Origin of the sequence: Rhodanobacter sp. Root627 (assembly GCF_001427835.1) — a bacterium.
Classification (GTDB): domain Bacteria; phylum Pseudomonadota; class Gammaproteobacteria; order Xanthomonadales; family Rhodanobacteraceae; genus Rhodanobacter; species Rhodanobacter ginsenosidimutans.
Genome location: NZ_LMGW01000002.1, coordinates 282,456 through 308,524, shown reverse-complemented (window position 1 = coordinate 308,524; position 26,069 = coordinate 282,456). Strand labels below are relative to the sequence as shown.

Sequence of the window (26,069 nt, the reverse complement as noted above, 5' to 3'; positions counted from 1 at the left end):
GCGTATCAGCACTGGTTTCTGGGGAAGGGCACCATCTCAGTTTTGAGATTGTTTCACAACCCGTCCGAATGGTCTGGGGGTAACGCAAGGCAGTGCCGCGCGTATGGACTGTCAGGACAGTGCGTTTGGCGTAGGCGGGACGAAGTGCGTTGAGCTGTATGTGATCGCGATTTCGTGGCCTTGGGTGATTTCTTCCTTTGGAAGCTCGTGGATTTCCAGCCTCCCGGCTCCGGCCACAGATGTCCGAATAAGGCTGAAAATGGGCTGGGGCGATACTGTGGGTGGTCGTGGTCCTACTGCAGCGGCTCTACGTCGGTGGTATGCGGCCGTTCAGCGAGGCACAGGTGAAAAAAATCCCACAGAAAGTGGGATTTTCACAACTCCGATCGGTCGATTCAGCAGCCGCAAGTAACTTTGGTGGTCTACCTTTTCAATGTGCGGGTTCGAGCAGATACCGACTCGTTCGGCTTGTGTGCTGCCTCGCGGTCAGCCGGTGCGGTCGGTCGGTCGCAGATGGTTACCAGTGGGCGCGCGTCATTGATATCACGGGATGCTCCGGGAAGGGCCCGACAGTTCCGGTAAGGGCTAATCCACGTCGAGGATCGAATATGCGTTGTGGATGTTACTTTTTCAGGTGTGGATTCGTGCAGGGAAGAGTCTGCGACTCTGGATTGTGGTTCGGACGTAGCCACCGGTGTAACCGGACGGATCGTGGCAACGCGTTCGTATGATGCGGCGGCTCGCAAAGAGCCAAAATACGAAATTGCCTCGGATGCACTGCGGATGACGCGGAAAAAGGGGTCAAGACCGACCCGCTTCAGCGGTATGCCTTTATTTGGCTGTATCGGTGTTGATGTGGGAGGTATCGAAGTGGTTGGGGGCTGCACGACAGTGGAATTTGGCGGCAAGTTTGGTGCCGTAGGCAGGATAGGGTTGCTGATGGGAGCTTGGTCAGCAGGCTCAGATGATATGGAGCGTGGCAATACGGCGAAATTGGGGAAATTGTTGTAGCTGTCCGCGCCGGCAGGTTTCATGCTGCGAGATTCGAACAGGTTCCATGCATTGTGCGCATCCGCCAGGCCGCTGTCGGCAGCCAACGCGATACCGATCTGGAAATTGGCAGGGAAGCCGGTATTGGAGGTGGGGTAGCCGGCCATTTCATTGGCCTGGACGGGCAGCTTTCGCACCTTGGCCAGTTCTGTGAGCATGGCCGGCGAGTTGCAGGCCAGCGCGGGAAGCGTGGGGTAGGTTGCCGCGTAGACGGCGGAGTAGGACGGCAACCACTGGCCGGAGGCATCCTTGACCTGGATGTTGTAGGCCGACGCTTGCAGCCAGCAGAAACCGCGGCCGGAGCCACTCTGCCAGTCGGTCATCAGGCCGATCTCGAACTTGGCCAACCAGTTACGGAACGGTGCGGCACCGCTGAACCCGAGCTCGGCCGCATGCCCCGCCGACCAGGTGAGGAAGTTGTGCTGCCACGGCGCCATGCCGTTAGCACTGCCGCCGTTCATGTTGTAAACGGTGCCGTGGTCCATCAGCCCCAGAGGATTGGCATTCGCGTTGTGGGTGTATTTGGCGTTCCAGTCGGCCAGCGAGTTCTCGACGCTCGCGGTGAACTCCGGCTGCAGGGGGTGGGACGGGGGCAGCAACCAGGCGGCATCGACCATTTCGCGCAACACCCAGGCCTTGCCTCGCACCTGGCCATGCGCGCCGTCGATCAGGCCCTTGGAAAAGCCACGGAAGGTTTCATTGGACCAGAGCGCATTGTGCGATGCCCCGAAGGCCAGCTCGGACATGTAGTAGTAGTCGCCGGTCACCAAATACGGCACATAGGCCGCCGACGGCTGATGTGCGTCATCCCACACGTTGGGATTGCCGGTGCCGTAGAAGCCCGCCTTGCAGGTGCTGATGAGCGCATTGTTGACGCAGTTTGGCAGCAGGTCCGCCTTGTACGCCTTCGACGTTGCACTGGTTCCATTCGATGCCTGGTTCGCCCACGCCCAGTCGACGATGGTGACGTAGGGATGCTTCTGGATGCTGACAGGCAAGCCAGTCTTTTCGTCCCGGTAGTGGGTGCTGTACGCGCCCAGCGCATCGGTGTTGGCGAGCATCCAGTGGTAGGCGCGAACATCGGGGTGGACGATGTAAACGCTGGTCCAGCGCGGCAGCGGACCTATCGATGGCTGTGCGCCGGTCGTGCCCATGGCTTGGGTCTGGTCGCAATGGTCCAGCGGCGCACAGGACTGCCGCAGGCCGGCGAGGAACGACTCATCGGGTGTCAACGGCATGTAGCGGGAGACCGCCTTGCTGGCCTGGATGTATTGGGTGTCCTGCTGCAGGTAGACCTGCGGTTGGGCGTTGTTCCACCACAGCTGCTTGTGCGGTGTATTGCGGCTGCGCCTGGGGCGCAAAGGCCGCGGTGTTCTCGACGATGATGTCGGTGCGGATGTCGCCCACCGTGCCCGGTGTGGCACCGGCATAGGCACGCACGGCGAAGTAGACCCGTAGATCGGGATGGGGCGTGCCGTCGGCTGCCGTCACCAAACCGTTCACCACCCACTCGCTCACCAGTGGACCGGAAAGCCACAGGTTGCACTGGGTGCCCCACGGCGCGCACGTCTTGGCACTGCTGGCAGATTGCAACAGCTTGCGGGCGCTGGCCGTGTAAGGTTTGCCGTTGACGGTGAGCGCGATGTTGGTGTCGTAGTTCGTCGAAAGCAGTTGCGACAGGGTGACGGCGCTGGCCGGATTCACTGGACCGGTTTGCGTGGTCAAGGCCAACGGCTGCGCGGCGCTGCCGGGCAGCGATGGAACCAGCACGGTCAATACGGCGTGGCGCAGACTGCCATCGGCATGGGTGGCTTTCTCATCCACCTGCACGGTGATGGGGTGGCCGTCGAGGTTGGCTGTCAGTGTCGCGCCGTCGGGCACATCACCGGCTTTGAACACCTGGCCGAAGCTGACCGGCACGCTGTCCTGCGTTTGCGTGGACTGGCTCACCACGGTATCCGTCACCACCGTTGCCGCATGCACACAAGGCATGGCCAGCAGCAACATCAGGCCCGCGCTGGCACCCATCAATTTACCGCGCAGTGGGAAACGGCGGCTCTCGCGACCTGAGAGTCGTGACTGTCGGACTGTACGCATCGTGATCTACCCTGTGCCGGGGCAATGGCCCGGAAACTCGCTGGCTATGTCTCGCTATTTTCGTAATGGCCGGTGCTTGGGGCCGCTGCCGCAAGACGTCCGGGAAACCGTCCGGGGTTTTCCATAGGTCGTATCGGCGTCATGTCGGTGCAGCCCTTTTGAACCGCTCGCAAACTCAGGGTCGACGATAGGTCCGGGTTTCACGGGGCGTTGTGATGTTGTCCACATCTTTGGAACTACAGGGATTTTTGTACTGATTCCGGGTTTTCCGTTCGATGCGGCCAGAAAGGCCGGTCCTTACCTGACGGCCGGTGGCGAAAGGTCAGCACTCTCCTCGCTGGGGCGACTGGTCCGTTGCTCGGGATGCACTCGCGGATCCGTCGGCGTTGCTTACATTTCCGCTGATTTCCTGCCGCTTGTTGATTAAGAATACTCATATGTTTCATGAAGTTACTTCCATGGCACGCTGATTGCTGCGTATCAGGTGAACCACCCCTCTCACCAAACGGCTTTGGAGGTTTTATGAACTCGATCAAATCCCTCGCGCTGGTTGGAATGGCGACCACCGCGCTGTTTGCGACGCAGGCCTTTGCCACTCCGTGCGCGCCGGGCACACAAGGCTCGCCTGTTTGTGTCGCCACCGTCGGCGCCAATGGCGCCGAGAGCAGCCTGCAAGACGTGTTCGACGGCATCACGAGCAGTCCCGGCGACATCAATGTCTATACCGGCCAGGCGAGCCCAAGCTCCTTCTGGTCCATCAGCGGGTCCGGCGCCAGCGAAAACGCGGTCGTCATGGAAATTGCAGGCAACGCCAACAGCAACAGCTTCGGTATTTTCGATCCGACGGATACTGGTAACTACCTGGAGTTGTTTGGTGGTCCCGCGTCGACCGGCTGGACCTCGCAGTTGTGGAACGATGGCGCCGGTAAATTCACCGCCGGCCAGTACGATGCCGGCCACAATCAGGTGTCGTTGCTCGATGCCACGTTCGGTGCAGGGAACAGTTTCGGCTACTACCTGAAGGCGGCGGACGGCACCTTCTTCTTCTCCGACCCAACGCTGAATGGCGGGAATGCGCAGATGGTGGCGTACGCGGGCGATAGCAGCACCAGCCTCACGTTCGACGGTCACACCGGCATGTTCGACGCGGGCGAGTTCCTGCTGGCTTGGGAAGACATGGCTCTGCAGAACTCGGACAAGGACTACAACGATTTCGTGGTCGTGGTGGAATCTGTCAATCCAGTCCCGGAACCGGGCGTGCTCGGCATGTTCGGGCTCGGTGCGCTGCTGATTGGCGGGTTCGTCGGGCTGCGTCGCCGCTCCCTCGCGGCCTGATTCCTGGCTCCACCCGCGACCTGCAACAACTTGAAATCAGTTTGAAAAAAATGGACCGCCAATGCTGGCGGTCCATTTTTTTCATGTCACGAGCGGCCGCCGTGCGCGCATGGTCGATTGGAGCCCGCGCGTCGCATCGCTTGCGCCGATCCCTTCGACTCCGGCGTAGTCGTTCTGGGACTTGGAAGCGGCCCATGCCTCGGCAGCACTGTGGGTTCTGATGGCGCAGTTTGTCCGCGTCGGAATTCTTTACACGGCTTGGCGTGGGGCGGTCGCGCACCGTTGGCGCTGTTTGGTGTGGCTGGACACATCAACGGGGCGCTGGATGCTCGCGTCCGTGTCGTCAAGCGGTGTCGATAATACTTACATTTTGCGGATTATCGATAATTATAGAAATTGTATATGCATGTGAATCAATGACTTGAGGTGATGGCATGGGCTTTGCTTTGTTCTGGGTGCAAAAACGCATCATCTTTCAGTTGATTCTCCAAGGAGCAACACCATGAAGAAGTTCAAATATCTCGGGCTTGCTGGTTTTGCCGCCGCGAGCTTGTTCGCGTCGCAAGCCTTCGCGACTCCGTGTGCGGCCGGGTTCGAGGGCGGTCCCACCTGCATCGCCACCACCAACGCCTATGGCGAGCCCACGCTGGAAAGCATCCTTGGCGCGGCTGGCACACCCGGCAGTGTCTTCTCCGCGGGCAACGGTATCAATCCGTACACCCAGCAGTTGAACCCCGCCAGTTACTGGGCCATCGGTGGCACCGGCAGCAGCGAAAACACGGTCATGCTGACCCTCACCGGGAATGCGTCCAATCTGAGCTTCGGCATTTTCGATCCGACCGACATCACCAACACGCTGGTGCTGTTCGACGGTGGCGCGGCCGGCTACACCACGACCCTGAAGACCAATGGCACCGGTGGTTTCGCTGCCACCTATTTCGCGTCGTCGGATCCGTTGCTTCCGTCCACAGGCCACGCCGGTGCAACTTTCGGTGGCGGCAATCTGTTCGGCTACTTCCTGAAGTCCGGAAATACTTTCTATTACTCCGACAAGTCCCTGAACGGTGATACCCCCCGCGTTGTTACCTACACGGGCGACGGATCGAACACGGTCGCGATGACCAATGGCAAGTTCACGGCCGGCGAATACCTCCAGGCTTGGGAAGACGGTACTGACTTCGACTACAACGATTTCGTGGTGATGGTGGAATCGGTCCATCCCGTCCCGGAACCGGCAGTGCTTGGCATGTTTGGCATCGGCGCGCTCCTGATCGGCTTTGCCGTGAGCCGTCGCCGTCGCGAGAATGTCTGAGGCAGGCATCCGCTGCAGATGTGAAACACACTGAAGTTTTTCGTTGAAAATGGCCCGCCGCCTTGGTGGGCCATTTTTTTGTCTCGAGTGTTTTGATCCTTGGCAGTCCCATGGCTGTCGCGAACGTGTGAGAACCCAAATCCACGCAACGTCGCTGATACACTGGAACGCTATCTGGAACCCAAGGGAGATACTCCGTCATGAAGCGCCTCAGGATTGATTTGATTGCGGCCGCGCGGCCCAATTTCATGAAGGTTGCGCCGCTGTTTCATGCGTTGCGCAAGGAGCCCTGGTGCCAGTTGCGGCTGGTGCACACGGGCCAGCATTCTCGCCGACAACGGCTCGCATGGGCGCAAGCCCGAGCTATGGGACGGTCATGCCGCAGGCCGGGTGGTGGCCGACATCCGTCGTCGATTGGGCGTCGCGTCAGCGTACATTGACGAAGCTGTGGCAGCGTCGTAGACGTCTACTCAGCACGCGCCGCACAATGTCGGATTCTCGGGGCGGTCGGCCAGTTGAGCGCAGATAGCCGCGCCGCGCCATAGGGACGACCTGTTATGCACGTCATCGCCATTGCCAGTTACGTGATCTGCGCCGCCGCGTTTCTGGCGGGTGCGGTGTTGCTGGCTGTCAGTTGGCGCGGCCAGCGAACTGGCGTGCTGCTGATTGTCGCCACCCTGGCCACGGTGCTGTGGGCCATGTTTCTGGCCTACGCAGAGTGGAAGCGCACGGTGCCGGTCAACCTGATTCTGCTGGCCGAGGTTTTGCGTTTTGGCGCGTGGCTGGTTTTTGTAAGCGCCTTGTTCGGCGCTCGGTCGATGTCCGATCCGCGTCGCGTTTGGCGCATTGGCGTGCACGCACTCTGGATCGCGCTGGCCCTTTACTGCCTGTGGCCGATGACGGCCCTGGCGAAGACGGCCGCGATGTCGCTCAATATCAGCCTGCCGCTGGTGGGCATACTGGTACTGGCTCTGATCGGCGTCGTTTTTCTTGAGCAAATCTACCGAAACGTCGATCCGGAACAGCGCTGGGCGCTCAAGTTTCTGGTGATCGCACTCGGCGTGCTGTTTGCCTACGACATCTTTTTGTATTCCTACGCGGTGCTGTATCGGGAGTTCAACCTGAGCGCATGGGCGGCGCGCGGTTTCATCGATGCCGCGCTGGTGCCGCTCTTGCTGGTGGCGGCAGCGCGCAACCCGCGGTGGTCGCTGGAAGTGGGCGTCTCGCGACGTGTCGTGTTCTATTCCACGAGTCTGCTGGTGGTCGCGGTTTACCTCGTGGCCACGGCGATCGGTGGTTATTACGTGCGCCTGTACGGGGGCGACTGGGGCAGCGTCGCGCAGATCACGCTGATCTGCGTTGCGCTGTTGTTCGTGTTGTTGATCGCGACGTCCGGGCAGGCCCGCGCCCGCGTCCGCGTGATCTTGCAGAAGAACTTCTTCAGTTTCCGGCACGACTACCGCGAGGAATGGTTACGGCTGACCGCGACGCTGTCGGCCGGCGATACCGAGTTGCCGCTGCGCGCGGTTCGTGCGGTGGCGCAGATCATGGACAGTCCGGCCGGTGCGCTGTTCCTGCGCGACGAGGACGGTCAGCTCGTGCCGGAAGCGCGCTGGAACATGCCGATACCCGCCGGTTTGACGGTTTCAGCCACGTTGCCCGCGATCGAGTGGATGCGCGAGCGCCAGTGGATCTTCAATCTGGACGATCCGCCGCCGCTGGACGAGGCGCGGTTGAGCGCGCCAGCCGAGTTGCAGGCGTTGCCGCGTGCCTGGTTGTTGGTGCCGCTGGTGTTGGAGGAGCGGCTTGTCGGACTGGTGGTGGTGGCGCAGCCACGCGCGCGCCGCACCTTTGATTGGGAAGATATCGATTTGCTGCGGGCGGCCGGCAGTCAGGTGGCTGGCACCCTGGCGCAGGCTGTCAATGCCCGCCGACTGGCTGAGGCGCGCCAATTCGAAGGTTTCAACCGGCTCACTGCCTTCCTGATGCACGACCTCAAGAACGTTGCCGCCCAGCAATCGCTGCTGCTGCAGAACGCCGAGCGCCACAAGCGCAACCCGGCGTTCGTCGACGACATGCTGACGACGGTGACAAACTCGGTGGGCCGCATTTCACGGCTGCTTGAGCAGTTGCGTGGCGGCGTGACGCCTGCCACGCTCGGTCGCGTGCAACTGGCCGTGGTGATCGACAAGGCGCTGGTCGAATGCCAAGCGCAGTTGCCTCGGCCGGCCTACCAGCCGGTAGCTGAAAAACTGTGGGTACGCGCGAATCCGGAACAGTTCGCCACGGTGCTGGGACATGTGTTGCGCAATGCGCAGGATGCGGCGCAAGCCCACGGTCATGTCACGCTGACCCTGAAGCGCGTCGCGAGCGAAGCGGTGATCGAAATCGAGGACGATGGGGCAGGTATGGACGAGGACTTCATTCGCAACCGGCTTTTCAAGCCATTTTTCTCCACCAAGGAGAGCAAGGGCATGGGCGTGGGAGCGTACCAGGCGCGCGAATATGTGCGGTCGCTGGGCGGCACGGTGAGCGTGAACAGCGCGCCGGGCCAGGGCACTGTTTTCGCCATTCGGTTGCCGCTGGCCGGAGGCGAAGGAAATTCGAACGCGGCGGATCCGTTGACGGCGGCATCATGAGCAAATCGCAGCGCCATCTGTTGGTGGTCGAGGACGACACGGGCCTGCAGACGCAGTTGCGCTGGAGCTTCGACGACTACGACGTGCTCGTGGCTGGCGACCGTGCATCCGCGCTCGCCCTGCTGGAGCGCCATCAACCCGCCGTAGTGCTGCAGGATCTTGGCTTGCCGCCCGATCCCAGTGGCACCAGCGAGGGTTTCGCCACGCTTGGGGATATCTTGCAGAAGGCGCCGCACACCAAGGTCATCGTGGCCACCGGTAACGGCGACCGCGACAACGCCGTCAAGTCGATTGGTTGCGGCGCCTTCGATTTCTGTTCCAAGCCGCTGGATCTGGAAATGCTCCGGCTGATCGTGAGTCGCGCGTTCCGGGTGCACGAGCTGGAGGCCGAGAACCGCGCGCTCAGAAGTCAGTCGAGTGCCGTCCTGGAAGGGATCATCGGCAGCAGCGAGGTCATGGCCGACGCGTGCCGACTGGTTGAAAAAGTTGGTCCATCGAACGCCACCGTCATGCTGCTCGGGGAGACCGGCACCGGCAAGGAGTTGTTCGCGCGTGCGGTGCATCGCTTGAGCTCGCGCCGCGACGGTCCGTTCGTGGCCATCAACTGCGCGGCCATTCCCGAGCCTCTGCTTGAAGCGGAGCTGTTCGGCTACGAAAAAGGCGCCTATACCGGCGCCCACAAGCAGACCAAGGGCAAGATCGAGCTGGCCGTCAATGGCACCTTGTTTCTCGACGAGATCGGCGACATGCCACCCGCGTTGCAGTCCAAGTTGCTGCGTTTTCTGCAGGAGCGAACGATCGAGCGTATCGGCGGGCGCGAGTCGATCCCGGTGGACATTCGCATCGTTTGCGCCACCCATCAGGACTTGCGCGGGCTGATCCAGCAAGGGCGGTTCCGCGAGGATCTGTTCTACCGCGTCAGTGAGGTGAGCATCCGTCTGCCTCCGCTGCGGGATCGTGTCGGTGATGCGGCGCTGCTCGCGCGGCATTTTCTGGGGCAGGCGGCCAGCCGTCACGGGCGCACCATTCGCGGCTTTTCCGCCAAGGCGCTCAAGGCGATCGAGGGGCATTCCTGGCCCGGCAATGTGCGCGAGCTGGAGAACACGGTCAACAGCGCGGTGATCATGGCCGAGACCAAACAGATCGGGCTGGCGGAGTTGCAGCTGAGCACGACCGGCGAGGATTTCCTGAGCCTGCGCGAAGTGCGGGCCGACGCCGAAAAACACGCCATCCAGCGGGCCATGGCCAAGGCAGGCGGCAATCTCTCGCGGGTAGCGGAGTTGCTCGGCGTCAGTCGGCCGACGCTGTATGACTTGCTGGACAAATATGGCTTGAAGAAAGCGGCAGATGCCGAATGACTCCACGCGAACCGGGATTGAGAGAATGCGCAAAATCAAGCTGAACACCCGCACCGTTCGTTACGGTTCGCTGCTCCTTTCCATGGGCCTGCTACTCGGAGCCTGCGGCCTGACCGGCGGCGACCGTGGGCTGGCTGCCGGTGTCCAGGATCAGGCCGACGGAAAATACCGCGCGGCCTATATCGAGGCCAAGAAAGTCCTGCAGAAGGACAGCAAGAACGGTCCGGCCTGGCTGCTGCTCGGTCGCGCCTCGCTGATGCTAGGCGACCCCAAGGACGCCCTGAACAACCTCCAGAAGGCGCAGGCGAACGGTGTGCCGGAAGCGGAATGGTCGGTACCGATGGGGCAGGCGCTGTTGGTGACCCAGCAATACGACAAGTTGCTGAAAACCTTGTCGCTTGATGCACAGCTCGACACGCCGATCAAGGCAAGCGTGCTGCGGCTGCGCGGCGACGCCTATCGTGCGCTGGAGCAGTTCGATCAGGCCGAACAGTCCTACAAGGCGGCGTTGGCACTGGATCCCAAGGATCCCCAATCCCTGCTCGGGTTGGCCAAGCTCGCCAGTATCGCCAACAAGCCGGATGCTGCCGGACAGTACGTGCAACAGGCGCTGACGGCTTCACCGGAGAGTCCGCAGGCCTGGGTGGCCAAGGGCGATCTCGCGTTCGACGCCGGGGAATTCGCGGCGGCCGAATCGGATTACCAGAAAGTGCTGGGTTTCACCAAACCCGACTGGCTACCGCAAGAGCATTTCTACACGTTGCTGCGCCTGGCCAACGTGCAGGCACAGCAGAACAAGCTGGATGCGGCACTGGAAAGTATCCAGACGCTGGAAAAAATGTCACCCGAGCAACCTTATCCGCGCTACCTGCACGCGGTGGTTCTGTACAAGCAGGGGCATCTGGATGATGCGGTTTCCCAGCTCCAGCAGGTACTCAAGGGCTCGCCCAACAGCGAACAGGCGCAGATGCTGATGGGCGCGGTGAACTACGCCCAAGGCAACTATGCGCAGGCCGAGATGTATCTCAGCAACGTCATGGGCATCAATCGGAACAACACCAAGGCGCGTCGGTTGTTGGCGCTGACGTTCTACCGCGAAGGGCGTTCAAGCCAGGCGCTGAACACATTGCGGCCCGCAGTCGAAGGCACGCCATCGGATGCAGAACTGTTGGCGTTGCTGCAGGGCGCGGCAGCCGCCGGAGCCGGCACGCCTGAGGGCAAGGCTGGCGCCGCTGGCAAGAAGGCGGTTTCCAGTGACCCGTTCGCACCGGCGGAAGAAGCCATTGCCGCCGGTCAAGGTTCCGAAGCGCTGAGTCTGCTGCAGGCGATGCCAGCCGGCGATGCCGCCAGCGAGGCGCGGCGCAGCCGCTTGCAGGTGATCACCTATGTGCGAGAGAAACGCGCAGGGGACGCGGTCAAGGTCGCGGCGGAATATGCCTCGAAACACCCACAAGACAGCGCGGCGCATCTGGTTTACGGGACGGCGTTGATTGCGGCAGGCCAGCGCCCCGAAGCTCGCGCCCAATACGAACAGGCCGCCAAGCTCGATCCGAAGGATCTGGCCACGCTGCTGAGTCTGGGCAGCCTGGATTCACTCGAAGGCCGTTACAAGGATGCTGCTGGCCGCTATGACGCGGTATTGAAGCAGGACCCGCGCAATGAAGCGGCGATGATGGCGCTGGGCCGACTCGCCATGGTGCAAGGCGACAAGGCGGGGGCGATCAAGTGGTGCAAGCAGGCTATCGACGCGGCCCCCAAATCCCCCACGGCCTATATCGCGCTGATGATGCTGTACAGCCAGAGCGGTCAGTTCGACGAAGCCGTAGGCACCGCCACGCGTTTGGTGGAGGCCGTCCCCGACAATCCGGGGGCCCTCAATGCGCTGGGTGCAGCGCAAATGAATGCGGGCCATGCCAGCGAGGCGTTGAAGCCGCTGCAGCAGGCCGTGAAGCTGGCACCCGAGGCGCCCTTGTATCGCACCAATCTGGCGCGCGCGCAGCTCATCAACAAGAACACCAAGGATGCCCAAAGCAATCTCGAACAGGTGATCAAGGCCGATCCGGGCCAGCTGCAGGCGGTGGCCTTGCTAGCGTCCGTGAAGTTGCAGGCCCACGATCTTCCCGGCGCGCTTTCGCTGGCGCGGGCATTACAGGCACAAGCTGACACCAAGGCCGCCGGTTTTGCCCTGGAAGGCGATCTGTACATGGCAAACAAGGCTTATGGCGATGCCGCCAAGGCTTATCAGCAGGGCCTGAAGATCAGCTATGACCGCTCGTTGGTGGTCAAGACCTTTCTGGCACTCAGCGAGGATGGCGCCGAGAAGCCGGAGGCGGTGCTGAGCGACTGGCTGGCCAAGCATCCGGACGACGCTGCCACGCGCATGTTGTTGGCCCAGCACTACCTGACCCACAAACAAAACGCGCCGGCAGCCGCCCAGTACGAACAACTGTTGAAGGCCAACCCTTCCGACATCAATGCGCTCAACAACCTCGCCTGGGTCTACACGCAGCAAGGCAATGGCAAGGCGCTGGCAATTGCGGAGCGCGCCTACAAGCTGGCACCGACGTCACCGAGCGTCCAGGACACGTATGCCTGGGCTCTGATTGCGGGCGACCAAGCCTTGGCGGCATTGCCGATCCTCGTCAAGGCCGCCAAGGCGGCGCCCAAGGCGGCCGCAATCCACTATCACCTGGCCGTGGCACAGGCACGCACCGGCGACAAGGCAGGCGCCCGGACCACGCTCGAATCGCTGCAGAAATCCGCTGCGGCTTTTGATGACAAGCAAGCCGCGGAAATACTCTATCGCGAGCTGGGCGGCGCAGGCGCAGGTGGACCTGGCGCGTAATGCCCGTTCCGGGTTGCCTTTCCTTTTTCTCCTGGGAGGCAGTCTGGTCGCCGGCGGAATGACTTGTTGCATTTGACGGCAACGACGCGGCTCGGGTACATGTCGGGCACGATTTCCTGCGCTTGCACCCTGGTGCGGCCGACGACATGACGGGGACACCCATGACTCAGAGCGACAACACGCCGCGCGATCCCGCCTACCCACAGATGCTCGGCCATCCACGGCCGCTGTGGATGCTGTTCATGTCCGAGTTCTGGGAGCGCTTTGCGTTCTACGGCATGCGCTGGGCGCTCACGCTGTACATCGTGGCGCAGTTCTACGGCGGTGACGATGCGGGCCAGGCATCCGCCAGTCGCACTTACGGCGCCTATCTGGCGCTGGTGTATGCCACCGCGGTGTTCGGTGGTTACGTGGCGGACAAGATCATCGGCTACCAGCGTTCGATCCTGCTGGGCGCGGTGGTGATGTCGGCGGGGTTGTTCATGGTGATGGTGCCGAACCATCAGGTGTTCATGTTCGGCCTGGCCACGGTCATCGTGGGCAACGGCCTGTTCAAGCCGAATATTTCCTCGATGGTGGGCCAGCTGTATGCGCCGGGTGATTCGCGCCGCGACCGCGGCTTCACGTTGTTCTACATGGGCATCAACGCGGGCGCGCTGATTGCGCCGGTGCTGACCAGCCTGCTGGCGACGCGCGTGTTCGGCACGCCGGGGCACCAGAACTACCACGTGGTGTTCGCCGCCTCCGGCGTGGGCATGCTGATCAGCCTGGTGTGGTTCTGGTTTGGTCGCCGCCAGCTCGGCATGGTGGGCCGCCCGGCACCGGAAATCGCCAGCCGCGTGCGCGTGGTGTGGGTGGCGCTGGGCGTGCTGGTGGCCATTCCGCTGGTGTACCTGCTGATGGATCGTGCCGGCGCGGTGGTGCTGCAGTGGTTGTTGACGGTGCTGTTCCTGGGCGTGGCGGTGATGCTGGTGGCCGAGGCGATCCGCACCGGCCGCGTGCAGATCCAGCGGGTGATCGCGATGCTGATCATCTTCACCTTCAACGTACTGTTCTGGATGTTCTTCGAGCAGGCCGGCAGTTCGTTCAACTTCCTGGCCCAGCACATCGTCGACCGCAACCTTGGCGGCTGGGACTTCCCCATCGGCTGGTTCCAGTCGGTGAACCCGGTGGCCATCGTGCTGCTGGCGCCGCTGGTGACGCTGGTGTGGGCATGGTTGGACAAGCGTCGCGCCGAGCCCTCCATTCCGCGCAAGTTCGGCCTGGGGCTGATCGGCAACGCATTGGGTTTTGCGGTGCTGATGTATGCGTTGTCCAACCTGGTCGGCAGCGACGGCATGATCCCTCTATGGACGCTGGTGCTGTGCTACGTGCTGCAGACCGCCGGCGAGTTGTGCCTGTCGCCGATCGGCCTGTCGATGGTGACCAAGCTGGCGCCGTTGCGGCTGGTGGGCCTGGGGATGGGCGGCTGGTTTCTCTCCACCGCCATCGGCAACAACCTGGCCGGGCTGTTTGCCGGCCACGTCAGCGGCGAGACCGGCATGACGGTGGAATCGGCGCTGTCCGGTTACACCATGGGCTTCTGGATCCTGCTGGGCGGCGGCGTGGTGTTGTTCCTGATCGCCCCGCTGATCAACAAGCTGATGCACGGGGTGCGCTGAGCGCGCCGCAGTTCTCCCCGGTAACCGATCACTGGTGATTGCGCGCGAGGGTGGCGCGTGACGCGGCCTGTCGCCGGTTCGGGCGCGCGACCGGCCGGTGCATTGTCGACGATGCCGGAACCGCGCTTCTTGACCGCGGTTTCACCCTCCCCAGACCACGATGGCCGGGTAGACAGCGCTGCCTGAACTGGGCGATCCGCGGTGACCGCGACCATGGCGGTGCCGCTGGCGGCGTTGTTCGGCACATGAAACCGGGCCTGCGCGTCCTGAAGTTTGCGGCGCTGGTCGCGGTCGTCCTTATCTGCGTGGCACTGCTGGCCATCGGTGTGTTCACCCGCATGCATCCGATATTTCGCTGACCCCGCTTGTGGCAGGGGCGCCGCAGGCGGGTGGCAGTGGTTGGTTCAAGCCCGATGAGGAGATTTCGATGAGCAGCGACAGCTTCGGCGCGCGCGACCAGTGGGTCGTCGACGGTACCAGTTACGAGATCTACCGGCTTGATCGGGTCGAGACGGCGCATCGACTTCCCTACAGTCTCAAGGTGCTGCTGGAAAACCTGCTGCGCAACGAAGATGGCCGTCTGGTGACGCGCGAGCAGATCCAGTCGCTGGCGGATTGGCAACCCGGGGCGACCGATCAAAAGGAAGTGCAGTACACGCCGGCGCGCGTGCTGATGCAGGACTTCACCGGCGTGCCGTGCGTGGTGGATCTGGTGGCGATGCGCGACGCGATCATCGCGCTGGGTGGCGACCCGCAGCGGATCAACCCGTTGGTACCCAGCGAGCTGGTGATCGATCACTCCGTCATCGTCGATGCCTTCGGCCACGACGGCGCCTTTTCCGCCAATGCGCAGCTTGAGTTCGAGCGCAACGTGGAGCGCTACCAGATGCTGCGCTGGGCGCAGCAGGCGTTCGACAATTTCAAGGTGGTGCCGCCGGACACCGGCATCTGCCACCAGGTGAACCTGGAATACCTGTCGCGCGTGGTGTTCACCCGCGAAGGGCCCGACGGCCTGCAGGCCTATCCCGATACGCTGGTGGGCACCGACTCGCACACGCCGATGGTCAACGGGCTGGGCGTGCTGGGCTGGGGCGTGGGTGGCATCGAGGCCGAGGCAGCCATGCTGGGCCAGCCGATGAGCATGCTGATTCCGCAGGTGGTCGGCATCAAGCTCACCGGCGAGTTTCCGCCCGGCACCACCGCCACCGACCTGGTGCTGACCGTCGCCGAACTGCTGCGCAAGACCGGTGTGGTGGGCAAGTTCGTCGATTTCTACGGGCCGGGCGTGGCCCGCATCCCGCTGGCCAACCGCGCCACGCTGGGCAACATGAGCCCGGAATACGGCGCCACCTGCGCGATCTTCCCGATCGACGACGAGACGCTTGCCTACCTGCGCCTGACCGGTCGTTCGGAGCAGCAAGTCCGCCTGGTCGAGGCCTACGCCAAGGCACAGGGGTTGTGGCACGACCTCGGGCAGGAAGCCGACTATTCGCAGACGCTGGAGCTGGATCTGGGCACGCTGGAGCCGTCCATTGCCGGCCCCAAGCGGCCGCAGGACCGCATCCCCGTGCGGGTGGCGCCCGGCGCCGTCGGCGCGTTGCTGGCGGGGCAGACATACGAAAATGCCATTCAGGGCCGCCTGGACGAAGCGATCGATGAATCGTTTCCCGCCAGCGACCCGGTGTCGATCGTGCGCAGCAGCGCCAGCGACGCGCCGCATTCGCCCGGCCATTGCGACCTAAAGCACGACTGGCCACACGCACCGGTCGACGTGGCCCTGGCCAACGGCGGCAGCGCGCGGCTCGACAACGGTCACGTGGTCATCGCCGCCATCACCTCGTGCACCAACACCTCCAACCCGCTGGTGATGATCGGTGCCGGCCTGCTGGCCAGACGCGCGGTCGAGAAGGGCCTGCGCCGCAAGCCCTGGGTGAAAACCTCGCTGGCGCCGGGTTCGCGCGTGGTGACCGATTACTACGACCGCGCGGGGCTCACGCCGTACCTGGACCAGCTCGGCTTCAACCTGGTCGGCTACGGCTGCACCACCTGCATCGGCAACTCCGGCCCGCTTATTCCCGAAGTGGCGGCGGCGGTGACCGAGCACGATCTCAATGTGTGTTCGGTGCTTTCCGGCAATCGCAATTTCGAGGGCCGCATCCATCCGCAGACGCAGATGAATTTCCTCATGTCACCCATGCTGGTGGTGGCCTACGCGCTGGTCGGCACGATGCACGTCAACCTGCTGCGGGATGCGCTGGGTACCGGCAGTGATGGCAAGCCGGTGTACCTGCGCGACATCTGGCCTTCGAACCGCGAGATCCAGGATGTGATCGACAGCTGCGTGAAGGCGGACATGTTCGCCCGTGGCTATGCCGACGTGTTCGCCGGCGACGACAACTGGCGCAGCCTGCCGCTGCCCGGAGGGAATGCCTTCCAGTGGAATGCCGATTCCACCTACGTGCGGCAACCGCCGTATTTCGATGGCGTGGGTCGCGAGCCGGTGCCGTTGACCGACATCCGCGGCGCGCGCGTGCTGGCCCGGCTGGGTGATTCGGTGACCACCGACCACATCAGCCCGGCCGGTGCGATCAAGCTCGATTCACCGGCGGGGCAGTACCTCGTCGCGCACGGCGTGGAGCGCAAGGATTTCAACTCCTACGGCTCGCGCCGCGGCAACCACGAGGTGATGATCCGCGGCACCTTCGCCAACATCCGCCTGCGCAATCAGCTGGCGCCGGGCACCGAGGGCGGCGTCACCCGCGACTTCACCCGGGCGGGCGCACCGGTGAGCGCGATCTTCGACGCGTCGGTCAACTACATCGCCGCCGGCACGCCGCTGGTGATCCTGGCGGGCAAGGAATACGGCTCCGGCTCGTCACGCGACTGGGCGGCGAAGGGCACGGCGTTGCTTGGCGTGCGTGCGGTGATCGCGCAATCGTACGAGCGCATCCACCGCTCCAACCTGATCGGCATGGGCGTGCTGCCGCTGCAGTTCCATGACGGCCAGAACGCGGACACGCTGGGTTTGTCCGGCGAAGAGACGTTCGAGATCGCCGGCCTGGCCGGCCGCGAGGCGCCGGCGCGCGAGGTGCGGGTGAAAGCCATCGATCCGCAGGGCAGGGAGGTCGCGTTCGACGCCATCGTGCGCATCGACACGCCCGCCGAGGCGGCCTATTACCGCCACGGCGGCATCCTGCCCTACATGCTGCGCCAACTGCTGGACCCTGCGCCGGCCGCGGCCGGGACGTGAGCGGTGGTCAGACCATCAGCTTGTCGATGATCCGCGTCAGCCAGTGCTGCTCCTCGAAATCCAGTTTCGCCAGCACTTCGCGCTCGCGCGCACGCGCCATCGGCGCCACTTCATCGTGCAAGGCCCAGCCGGCTTCGGACAGGCCGAGCACGGAGCGGCGCTTGTCGCCCGCATGGGTGGCGCGGGTGACGCGGCCCGCTTCCACCAATCGTGCCAGCGCGCGGCTCACCGCCACCTTGTCCATCAGGGTGCGCTCGGCCACTTCGCGGGCGGACAAACCATCGAAGCGGGCCAGTACGGCCATCACCCGCCACTCGGTCATGCTGAGGTCGTAGCGGCGCTGGTAGTCGTCGGCAATCGACTGGCTGATCGCGTTGGACAGGATCGACAACCGGTACGGCAGGAAGTGTTCCAGTTCGAGCGGCGCGTGCTCGGCGCTGGCGGGAATGCGTTTGCGGTCGGTCGACACTGCGGCAGTGCTCCTTGCAACTGGTTTCAGTTGTAACTATAACATTGGCATGCAAATCCTTTCGCGGGCGGCAGCGCATCCTTGCGGCGCTCAGAGTCAATTCGCCCGTGTTGAACCGGAGAGTGCCATGAACACCAAGCCCGATCCCGGCATGCAGGTCGCCACGTTCGAGAATCCGATGGGTATCGACGGCTTCGAATTCGTCGAATTTGCCGCCCCGCCCGGGCGCGCCGCCGAACTGCATACCCTTTTCCAGCGCATGGGTTTCGTCGCCGTGCTCAGGCACAAGCACCGCCCGATTATCGTCTATCGCCAGAACGACGTGAACTTCCTCGTCAACGAGGACCCCGACTCCTTCGCCGTGGCCTTCGCGCAGGCGCATGGCCCCAGCGCCTGCGGCTTCGCCATCCGCTTCCGCAAACCGGCCTCCGAGGTGCTGCGTGCCGTGCTGGGCAATGGCGGCGAAGCGTTCACCGAGAAGGCCGACAGCCGAGCGGTGAACACACCGGTGGTGAAGGGCATCGGCGATTGCATGCTGTACCTGGTGGACCGCTACGGCGACGCGGGCAGCATCTACGACGGTGATTACCAACCCATCGAGGGCGCGGCGCAGAAACCGGCCGGCTTCGGCCTCACCTTCATCGACCACCTGACCCACAACCTGTATTTCGGCAACATGCAGAAGTGGTCGGATTACTACGAGCGCCTGTTCAACTTCCGCGAGATCCGCTACTTCGACATCAAGGGCGCCAAGACCGGCCTGGTATCGAAGGCGATGACCGCACCCGACGGCATCGTGCGCATCCCGCTCAACGAATCGGACGACCCGAAAAGCCAGATCAACGAATACCTCGATGCGTACAAGGGCGAGGGCATCCAGCACATCGCCTGCTTCACCGACGATATCTACGCCACGGTGGAAAAGATGCGCGCCGCCGGCGTGGCCTTCCTCGACACGCCCGATGCGTATTTCGAGGTGATCGACGAGCGGGTGCCGAACCATGGCGAGGATGTGCCGCGGCTGGCGCGCAACAAGATCCTCATCGACGCCGACCCGGAAACGCACCAGCGCAAATTGCTGCAGATCTTCACCCAGAACTGCATCGGCCCGATCTTCTTCGAGATCATCCAGCGCAAGGGCAACGAGGGTTTCGGCGAGGGCAATTTCCAGGCGCTGTTCGAGAGCATCGAACGGGATCAGATGAAGCGGGGGGTGCTGTAGGGTCGGGGGCGCGTGGCCCTTCGACTTCGGCCCTGCGGGCCTACGCTCAGGGTGATCGGTGTGGAGACATTCCGTTGTCCCAGAAACCGATCCCCCTGAGCGTAGCTGCTCAGCAGCGAAGTCGAAGGGCAAGCTGGCGAATCACTGACACGGCAAGGAAGCCAAAGAGATGGAATTCACCCTCTATATCCTCGAATGCGCCGACGGCAGCTTCTACATCGGTCACACCGACAATCTCGATCAACGGATGTCGCAGCACGATCAGGGCAAGGGTTGCGCATACACCTCGACTCGGCGTCCATTGAAGTTGATCCATGCTGAGGGTTTCGAGACGCGCTATGAAGCCCTGACCATGGAGCGCAAGCTGAAAGGCTGGAGTCGGGCGAAGAAGCTGGCGTACATGGCGGGTGACTGGAAGGAGATCGGTGCCCTTGGCAAGGGTAAACACAGGCATCAGCGTTAGGTGGCGGCCCTTCGACTTCGGCCCTACGGGCCTACGCTCAGGGAGAACGGCAGAAAAGCAACAGCCGCACCACACCGATCACCCTGAGCGTAGGCCCGCAGGGCCGAAGTCGAAGGGCAAGCCAGCGAACAGCCTATTCGGAGAATCAGCAGTGAACGTGCCATCGCACTACCAATCCGGTTTCACCAACGAGTTCGCCACCGAAGCCATCGAAGGCACGCTCCCGGTCGGTCAGAATTCCCCGCAGCGCGTAGCCCACGGTCTCTACGCCGAGCAGCTCTCCGGCACCGCGTTCACCGCGCCGCGCCACGCCAACCGGCGCAGCTGGCTGTACCGGATTCGGCCGGCCGCGGTGCACGAGCCGTTCCGGCCGCTGGCGCACGCCACCTTCCACAACCGGTTCGATGAAGCGCCGGCCACGCCCAACCAGTTGCGCTGGGATCCGTTGCCGCTGCCCGACGTGCCCACCGATTTCATCGACGGCCTCACCACGCTGGCCGGCAACGGCGGGCCGGCCGAGCAGGCGGGCGTTGGCATCCATCTGTATGCGGCGAACCGTTCCATGCAGGGCCGGTTTTTCTACGATGCCGACGGCGAGCTGCTGATCGTGCCGCAGCAGGGGCGCTTGCGGCTGGCGACCGAGTTGGGCGTGATCGAGATCGAGCCGCAGGAAATTGCGGTGATTCCCCGCGGCGTGCGTTTCCGCGTGGACGTGATCGACGGCGAGGCGCGCGGCTATGTTTGCGAGAACTTCGGCGCGCTGCTGCGCCTGCCCGAGCTGGGGCCGATCGGTTCCAATTGCCTGGCCAACACGCGCGACTTCCTCACCCCATGCGCTGCCTATGAAGACGTCGATGGCGCGTTCGAGCTGGTGGCGAAATTCCAGGGTGCGCTGTGGTCGGCGAAGATCGATCACTCGCCGCTGGACGTGGTCGCCTGGCACGGCAATTACGCGCCGTACAAATATGACCTGCGCCGCTTCAACACGATCGGTTCGATCAGCTACGACCATCCCGATCCGTCCATCTTTACCGTGCTTACCTCGCCCAGCGATACCGCGGGCACGGCCAATGTGGACTTTGCGATCTTCCCGCCGCGTTGGCTGGTGGCGCAGCACACGTTCCGTCCGCCGTGGTTCCATCGCAACGTGGCCAGCGAATTCATGGGGCTGATCGCCGGCGTCTACGACGCCAAGGCCGAGGGTTTCGTGCCCGGCGGCGCGTCGTTGCACAATTGCATGAGCGGGCACGGGCCGGACGCGGCCACGTTCGAGAAGGCGTCGAACGCCGACCTGTCGAAAGCGGACGTGATCGGCGGCACCATGGCTTTCATGTTCGAGACGCGCAAGGTGATCCGCCCCACCGCGCAGGCGCTGGCCTCGCCGCAATTGCAGGGCGATTACTACACCTGCTGGCAGGGCATCGCGAAGCATTTCGATGGTGGAAACAAACCGTGATGCGTACGGCTTTCGTCGTCGCCGGCGCGCTGCTGCTGGCCGCCTGCAGCAGCCCCGACCAGCCGGCGGCCGTGCCGGTGGCATCGGTCAGCTCGGCCGTCAAGCCAGCGGTGGCGAACACCGCACCTGCCTCATTGGCGCGCTACGACGGCTACGGTGATGTGCGTTTCGGCATGGACGAAGCGGCGTTCGCCGAGGCTTGGCGTGGTGAGTTGAAGGGCGCACCGTCACTGGGGTCGGGCTGTTTCTACAAGACCCCGAAAGGGGTGACGCCGCCGGCGGATATCGCCTTCATGTTCGAGGGCGGCCGTTTCGTGCGCTACGACGTCGGTACCGCGAAGGAGGCGGCACCGGGTGGCGGCAAGGTCGGCATGGACGAGGCGCAGATTCGCGCGCTGTACGGTGCGCGCGTCGTGACGCAGCCACACAAGTACGTCAGCGGCGCAAACTACCTGCGCATCGCCGTGCCGCACGGCGACGAGGTGCTGGTGTTCGAGACCGATGCGCAGGGCAGGATCACGCGGTGGCGCGTCGGTGTGCCACCACAAATCGATTACGTGGAAGGTTGTGGTTAGATGAATCCGGAGTCCCGATGAAACTTGCAACTCTCAAGGAAGGCGGCCGCGACGGCACGCTGGTGGTGGCCAGCCGCGATCTCACCCGCGCGGTTCGCGCCAGCGGCATCGCCGCGACGCTGCAGGCCGCGCTGGACGACTGGTCCAACACCGCGCCACGGCTCAACGCGCTGTCCGAGGATCTGAATGCGGGCACCGCGACGGGCGCGTTCGCGCTGGACATGCACGCGCTGGCATCGCCCTTGCCGCGCGCCTACGAATTCGTGGATGGCAGCGCCTACCTGCCGCACGTCGAGCGCGTGCGTCGCGCCCGCGGCGCCGAGGTGCCGGCGTCGTTCTATACCGACCCGCTGATGTACCAGGCCACCAGTGCGGGTTTTCTGGCGCCGCGCGATCCGGTGGTCGTGCCCGCCGAGGATGTCGGCATCGACCTGGAGGCCGAGGTGGTGGTGGTCACCGACGATGTGCCGATGGCGGCCACGCCGGCGCAGGCCTCGGCACACATCCAGCTGGTGGGCCTGATCAACGACGTGAGCCTGCGCGGCCTGATACCCGGCGAACTGGCCAAGGGTTTCGGCTTCCTGCAGAGCAAGCCGCGTTCGGCGTTGTCGCCGGTGCTGGTGACGCCCGATGAATTGGGCGAGGCATGGCAGGGCGACAAGCTGCACCTGCCGATGCGTACTTGGCTCAACGACGCGTGGTTCGGCGAGGCCGAGTGCGGCGTCGACATGCAGTTCAGCTTTGCCGAACTGGTGGCGCACGTGGCGCGCACGCGCCCGCTCACCGCCGGCACCATCATCGGCTCGGGCACCATCGCCAACCAGGACACCGGCAAGGGCGCGTCCTGCCTGGCCGAGCAGCGCACGGTGGAAACCCTGCGCGACGGCCAGCCCAGCACGCCGTTCCTGAAATTCGGCGATCGCTTGAAGATCGACATCACCGATGCCGACGGCCGCTCGATCTTTGGTTCGATCGAGCAGCGGGTCGAGCCGCTGGCGCGCTGAGGGTCCAGTATGTTTTTGTAGGAGCGCACCCTGTGCGCGAAGCTCTTCAGCACGTTGCGACAAAGACATAGCGCACAGGGTGCACTCCTGCGAAAAGCCTGCGGTGGGTTGTCGCGATCATGGCGGGAATTGATCCGAATCAAGGTGCCGCGGCGGGCACCCCGACAGACTTGCTCCATGGCCACTCCCATCATCCCTCCCGAATTCGATCCTGCGCTGGTTGCCCGCTATGACGTGGCGGGCCCGCGCTACACCAGTTATCCCACCGCGCCGCAGTTCACGCCCTCGTTCGACGAGGCGGCGTTGCGGCAGGTGATCCGCGCCTCCAACGAGGAGCCGATCCCGCGGCCGCTGTCGCTGTACGTGCACGTGCCGTTCTGCATGAGCCCGTGTTTCTACTGCGGCTGCAACCGGGTGATCACCCGCGACATCGGCCAGGCGGATCGCTACCTGGAGCGCCTGTACCGTGAGATCGAGCTGGCGGCACCGCTGTTCGACCGCGACCGGCCGGTGCGCCAGCTGCATTTCGGCGGAGGCACGCCCAACTTCCTCGACGTGCCGCGCATGCGCGAGCTGATGGAGTCGCTGGCGCGCCATTTCAGTTTCAGCCAGCAGGCCGAGCGAGAGTACGGCATCGAGCTGGACCCGCGCTTTGCCGATGGTGAGTACGTGCATGCGCTGGGCGAGCTGGGCTTCAACCGGATGTCGGTCGGCATCCAGGATTTCGATCCGGCGGTGCAGGAGGCGGTCAACCGCATCCAGAGTTTCGAGCAGACGCAGGAAGCCATCGTGGCCGCGCGCGAGTCGGGCTTTCGCTCGGTCAGCGTGGATCTGATCTACGGGCTGCCGAAACAGAACCTGGATGGTTTCAGCCGCACGCTGGACCAGGTCGTGGCGCTGCACCCGGACCGGGTGGCCGTTTACGGTTACGCGCACCTGCCGGAGATGTTCAAGGCGCAGCGGCAAATCGTCGCGGAGGAGCTGCCGGATGCCGGCACGCGGCTGGCCTTGTTCGGCCGCGCGCTGGCGCAGTTGTCCGCCGCCGGCTACGTCTACATCGGCATGGACCACTTCGCCCGCGCCGACGACGAGCTGGCCGTGGCCCAGCGCGCTGGCACCCTGCAGCGCAATTTCCAGGGCTACTCGACCCACGGCGACTGCGACATCATCGGCCTGGGCGTCAGCGCCATCAGCCGCATCGGCGACAGCTACAGCCAGAGCGCGCGCGACCTTACCGGCTACTACGCCACGCTGGATGCCGGCCGCCTGCCGGTGGCCCGCGGCCTGCTGCTGGACGAGGACGACGTGATCCGGCGCGAGCTGATCGGCGAGTTGATGTGCCACGGTTGCGTGGACAAGCCGCGTTTCGGCGAGCGCCACCGGCTGATTTTCGACGAATATTTCGCCGCCGCACGCCAGCGGCTGCAACCGTTGATCGCCGACGGCCTGCTGCTCGAAGACTCCACATCGCTACAGGTGACCTCGCCGGGGCGCCTGCTGTTGCGTATCATCGCCATGTGCTTCGATGCCTATCTCGATGGGCAGTCGCACACACCGCGTTATTCACGCGCGATCTGATCCGCGCTCCAGAACCGGCGTCCCCGACATCATGTCATCCAAGTACCCGGCAGGCCGCCTGCCTGAGCCGCCCAGCCCGATCGCCGACGACGGTGACGAGACGCATTTCTGCGGCACCTGCGCGTTTTCCAGCGCCTGCATCGCCGCCGGCTACGACAAGCCCGAGCTGGCCGAATTGCAGTGTCTGGTGGAACACGTGGGGCCGTTCCGGGCCGGTGAGCACATCTTCCGCACCGGTGATCCGTTCCGCGCGATCTTCGCGGTGCGCGGCGGCACCGTGAAAACCCGCATGGTGGACAAGGAGGGGCGCGAACAGGTGCTGGGCTTCTACCTGCCTGGCGAAGTGATCGGCCTCAACGCGATCTACCCCGAGCATTTCCCCTGCGACGCGGTGGCGCTGGATACGGCCTTCTTCTGCCGCTTCTCGTTCCCCGCGATGAGCGCGCTGGCCGCGCGCGTGCCCGCCGTGCAGCAGCACCTGTTCCGCATGTTGAGCAAGGAGCTGGGCACCGCCTCGCTGCTGGCCGGTGATCACAGCGCCGACGAGCGCGTGGCCGCGTTCCTGATGGATCTCGCCAGTCGCTACGCGGCACGCGGCTTCTCCGCTACCCGCTTCCACCTCAGCATGTCGCGCGGCGACATCGCCAATTACCTGCGCCTTGCGGCGGAAACCGTCAGCCGCGTGCTGAGCCGTTTCCGCAACCAGAAGCTGATCCAGATCGAAGGGCGCGAACTGCACCTGCTGGACCCGGCCGGCCTGCGCAAGATCGGCCAGGCGCTGCTGCCCGATTGATCGCGTCGCGGTTCAGCCGACGTCTTTCCGCCTTGATGCGGTATCGGTACGGCAGAGCGCGGCCAGCAAATCGGGCCGCAGGATGCGTACCGATTTGCGGTTGACTTCCAGCACGCCCATTTCCTCCATCCGCGAGAACACCCGGCTCACCGTTTCGACCACCAGGCCGAGGTAATTGGCGATGTCATAGCGCGACATCGGCAGGTTGAGCGCGGTGCCGTCGCGATGCAGGCGCTGGTAGCGATCGGCGAGGCCATGCAGGAAGCTGGCCAGCTGCTCCTGCGCCTGCTGCTTGCCCATCATCACCAGGTGCCGGTGCTCCTCGACCACCTCGCGGCTGATCACCCGCATCAGTTGGCGGTGCAACGCGGGGACCTCGCTGGTGACCTGCTGCAGTTTGGCGTAGGGCAACTCGCAGATGCTGGACCGTTCCAGCGCCTCCGCCTGGCTGACGTGCAGGTTGGTGGCCAATGCGTCGAAACCCAGGATCTCACCAGGCAGATGGAAGGCGAGGATCTGCATGTCGCCCGCCTCGTTCTGCACGAAGGTTTTCAGCGCACCGGAGCGCACCACGTACAGTGCCTCGAACGTGTCGTTCTCGCGGTACAGCATGGCGCCACGTTCCAGCGTGCGCTTGTCCTTCACCGTGGCGTCGAGGCGGTCCAGGTCGTCGCCGCCAATGCCGGCCGGCAGGCACAGTTCATACAGCGCGCATGAGCTGCAACTGCGGCGCAGCTGATTGAGGTCGAGCACGGTGGCGGCGGGTTCCATCGGAGCTCGCACAGGCCGAAGCGGCCAGTTGATGGGGAAATCACCATCTTCAAGCCCTAGCATAAGGCTCTTTCTGTCGTGAAAGGGGACTGCCGCGCGTGACGAAACGACGCAAGCGGCGCCCAGCCATCGCCCGCGAAAACTCGACCAGGCTCAAGCCGGCACCTTGCGGGCACGGCCATGCTGGCGGC

18 protein-coding genes are annotated in these 26,069 nt (G+C 63.9%); 14 read left to right on the top strand and 4 right to left on the bottom strand.

Annotation, left to right across the window (positions count from 1 at the left end; translation table 11 throughout):
- Window positions 1-422: 422 nt before the first annotated feature.
- Together ASD68_RS17120 and ASD68_RS17115 are read right to left on the bottom strand one after the other, a co-directional pair.
- On the bottom strand, window positions 423-2,288 hold the full coding sequence (locus ASD68_RS17120; protein ID WP_200945361.1) for a hypothetical protein: 1,866 nt from the start codon (window positions 2,286-2,288) through the stop codon (window positions 423-425).
- Entirely contained in the window at window positions 2,269-3,057 is a 789-nt protein-coding gene (locus ASD68_RS17115; protein WP_200945360.1) for a hypothetical protein, read from the bottom strand. The genes ASD68_RS17120 and ASD68_RS17115 overlap by 20 nt, the downstream gene beginning before the upstream one ends.
- Window positions 3,058-3,669: 612 nt before the next feature.
- On the opposite strand from ASD68_RS17115, the gene ASD68_RS08745 reads away from it, so the two are divergent.
- From ASD68_RS08745 to ASD68_RS08715, 7 genes are all read left to right on the top strand, one after another.
- Window positions 3,670-4,482, top strand: a complete 813-nt coding sequence (locus ASD68_RS08745; protein ID WP_056605796.1) for a DUF4114 domain-containing protein — start codon at window positions 3,670-3,672, stop codon at window positions 4,480-4,482.
- A 502-nt stretch (window positions 4,483-4,984) separates the two neighbouring features.
- The gene (locus ASD68_RS08740; protein ID WP_056605795.1) at window positions 4,985-5,794 is read left to right on the top strand and encodes a PEP-CTERM sorting domain-containing protein; all 810 of its coding nucleotides are present in this window, start codon (window positions 4,985-4,987) and stop codon (window positions 5,792-5,794) included.
- 557 nt (window positions 5,795-6,351) lie between these two features.
- Entirely contained in the window at window positions 6,352-8,433 is a 2,082-nt protein-coding gene (gene prsK, locus ASD68_RS08735; protein WP_056605792.1) for an XrtA/PEP-CTERM system histidine kinase PrsK, read from the top strand.
- 23 nt (window positions 8,434-8,456) lie between these two features.
- Window positions 8,457-9,791 carry a PEP-CTERM-box response regulator transcription factor gene (prsR, locus tag ASD68_RS08730; protein WP_235578690.1) on the top strand — a complete coding sequence of 445 codons (1,335 nt, stop codon included), beginning with the start codon at window positions 8,457-8,459 and terminating at the stop codon, window positions 9,789-9,791.
- Window positions 9,781-12,636 (top strand): XrtA/PEP-CTERM system TPR-repeat protein PrsT, encoded by a 2,856-nt coding sequence (gene prsT / locus ASD68_RS08725; RefSeq protein ID WP_235578689.1) that lies wholly within the window; start codon window positions 9,781-9,783, stop codon window positions 12,634-12,636. The genes prsR and prsT overlap by 11 nt, the downstream gene beginning before the upstream one ends.
- A 161-nt stretch (window positions 12,637-12,797) precedes the next feature.
- A complete protein-coding gene (locus ASD68_RS08720; RefSeq protein ID WP_056605785.1) occupies window positions 12,798-14,297 on the top strand; it encodes a peptide MFS transporter in 1,500 nt (499 codons plus the stop codon).
- Between the two features lie 427 nt (window positions 14,298-14,724).
- Window positions 14,725-17,547, top strand: coding sequence for an aconitate hydratase (locus ASD68_RS08715; protein WP_056607424.1), 2,823 nt, complete (start codon window positions 14,725-14,727; stop codon window positions 17,545-17,547).
- 7 nt (window positions 17,548-17,554) lie between these two features.
- Here the strand turns inward: ASD68_RS08715 and ASD68_RS08710 are convergent, their stop codons facing one another.
- On the bottom strand, window positions 17,555-18,016 hold the full coding sequence (locus ASD68_RS08710) for a MarR family transcriptional regulator (protein ID WP_007080440.1): 462 nt from the start codon (window positions 18,014-18,016) through the stop codon (window positions 17,555-17,557).
- A gap of 127 nt (window positions 18,017-18,143) precedes the next feature.
- Here ASD68_RS08710 and hppD point away from each other — a divergent pair, with 127 nt between their 5' ends.
- From hppD to ASD68_RS08675, 7 genes are all read left to right on the top strand, one after another.
- Window positions 18,144-19,238: a 4-hydroxyphenylpyruvate dioxygenase gene (gene hppD, locus ASD68_RS08705; protein ID WP_056605783.1), complete on the top strand. Its 1,095-nt coding sequence runs from the start codon at window positions 18,144-18,146 to the stop codon at window positions 19,236-19,238.
- Window positions 19,239-19,407: 169 nt separating this feature from the next.
- Entirely contained in the window at window positions 19,408-19,701 is a 294-nt protein-coding gene (locus ASD68_RS08700; protein ID WP_056605781.1) for a GIY-YIG nuclease family protein, read from the top strand.
- Window positions 19,702-19,852: 151 nt separating this feature from the next.
- The gene (gene hmgA / locus ASD68_RS08695) at window positions 19,853-21,157 is read left to right on the top strand and encodes a homogentisate 1,2-dioxygenase (RefSeq protein ID WP_056605780.1); all 1,305 of its coding nucleotides are present in this window, start codon (window positions 19,853-19,855) and stop codon (window positions 21,155-21,157) included.
- Complete coding sequence (locus tag ASD68_RS08690) at window positions 21,157-21,732, top strand: lectin (RefSeq protein ID WP_235578688.1); 576 nt, start codon at window positions 21,157-21,159, stop codon at window positions 21,730-21,732. Before hmgA ends, ASD68_RS08690 begins: the two co-directional genes overlap by 1 nt.
- 17 nt (window positions 21,733-21,749) lie before the next feature.
- Window positions 21,750-22,736 carry a fumarylacetoacetate hydrolase family protein gene (locus ASD68_RS08685; protein ID WP_056605776.1) on the top strand — a complete coding sequence of 329 codons (987 nt, stop codon included), beginning with the start codon at window positions 21,750-21,752 and terminating at the stop codon, window positions 22,734-22,736.
- A 177-nt stretch (window positions 22,737-22,913) separates the two neighbouring features.
- The gene (gene hemN, locus ASD68_RS08680) at window positions 22,914-24,314 is read left to right on the top strand and encodes an oxygen-independent coproporphyrinogen III oxidase (RefSeq protein ID WP_056081740.1); all 1,401 of its coding nucleotides are present in this window, start codon (window positions 22,914-22,916) and stop codon (window positions 24,312-24,314) included.
- Window positions 24,315-24,345: 31 nt separating this feature from the next.
- A complete protein-coding gene (locus ASD68_RS08675) occupies window positions 24,346-25,107 on the top strand; it encodes a helix-turn-helix domain-containing protein (RefSeq protein ID WP_056081737.1) in 762 nt (253 codons plus the stop codon).
- Window positions 25,108-25,119: 12 nt separating this feature from the next.
- Here the strand turns inward: ASD68_RS08675 and ASD68_RS08670 are convergent, their stop codons facing one another.
- On the bottom strand, window positions 25,120-25,878 hold the full coding sequence (locus ASD68_RS08670; protein WP_056605773.1) for a cyclic nucleotide-binding domain-containing protein: 759 nt from the start codon (window positions 25,876-25,878) through the stop codon (window positions 25,120-25,122).
- Between the last annotated feature and the right edge of the window lie 191 nt (window positions 25,879-26,069).

Coding starts and splice junctions, on each gene's coding strand:
- ASD68_RS17120 (WP_200945361.1), bottom strand. CDS start 2,288: ATGCCGTTGACACCCGATGAGTCGTTCCTCGCCGGCCTGCGGCAGTCC.
- ASD68_RS17115 (WP_200945360.1), bottom strand. CDS start 3,057: ATGTTGCTGCTGGCCATGCCTTGTGTGCATGCGGCAACGGTGGTGACG.
- ASD68_RS08745 (WP_056605796.1), top strand. CDS start 3,670: ATGAACTCGATCAAATCCCTCGCGCTGGTTGGAATGGCGACCACCGCG.
- ASD68_RS08740 (WP_056605795.1), top strand. CDS start 4,985: ATGAAGAAGTTCAAATATCTCGGGCTTGCTGGTTTTGCCGCCGCGAGC.
- prsK (WP_056605792.1), top strand. CDS start 6,352: ATGCACGTCATCGCCATTGCCAGTTACGTGATCTGCGCCGCCGCGTTT.
- prsT (WP_235578689.1), top strand. CDS start 9,781: ATGCCGAATGACTCCACGCGAACCGGGATTGAGAGAATGCGCAAAATC.
- ASD68_RS08720 (WP_056605785.1), top strand. CDS start 12,798: ATGACTCAGAGCGACAACACGCCGCGCGATCCCGCCTACCCACAGATG.
- ASD68_RS08715 (WP_056607424.1), top strand. CDS start 14,725: ATGAGCAGCGACAGCTTCGGCGCGCGCGACCAGTGGGTCGTCGACGGT.
- hppD (WP_056605783.1), top strand. CDS start 18,144: ATGAACACCAAGCCCGATCCCGGCATGCAGGTCGCCACGTTCGAGAAT.
- ASD68_RS08700 (WP_056605781.1), top strand. CDS start 19,408: ATGGAATTCACCCTCTATATCCTCGAATGCGCCGACGGCAGCTTCTAC.
- ASD68_RS08690 (WP_235578688.1), top strand. CDS start 21,157: ATGCGTACGGCTTTCGTCGTCGCCGGCGCGCTGCTGCTGGCCGCCTGC.
- ASD68_RS08685 (WP_056605776.1), top strand. CDS start 21,750: ATGAAACTTGCAACTCTCAAGGAAGGCGGCCGCGACGGCACGCTGGTG.
- hemN (WP_056081740.1), top strand. CDS start 22,914: ATGGCCACTCCCATCATCCCTCCCGAATTCGATCCTGCGCTGGTTGCC.
- ASD68_RS08675 (WP_056081737.1), top strand. CDS start 24,346: ATGTCATCCAAGTACCCGGCAGGCCGCCTGCCTGAGCCGCCCAGCCCG.
- ASD68_RS08670 (WP_056605773.1), bottom strand. CDS start 25,878: ATGGAACCCGCCGCCACCGTGCTCGACCTCAATCAGCTGCGCCGCAGT.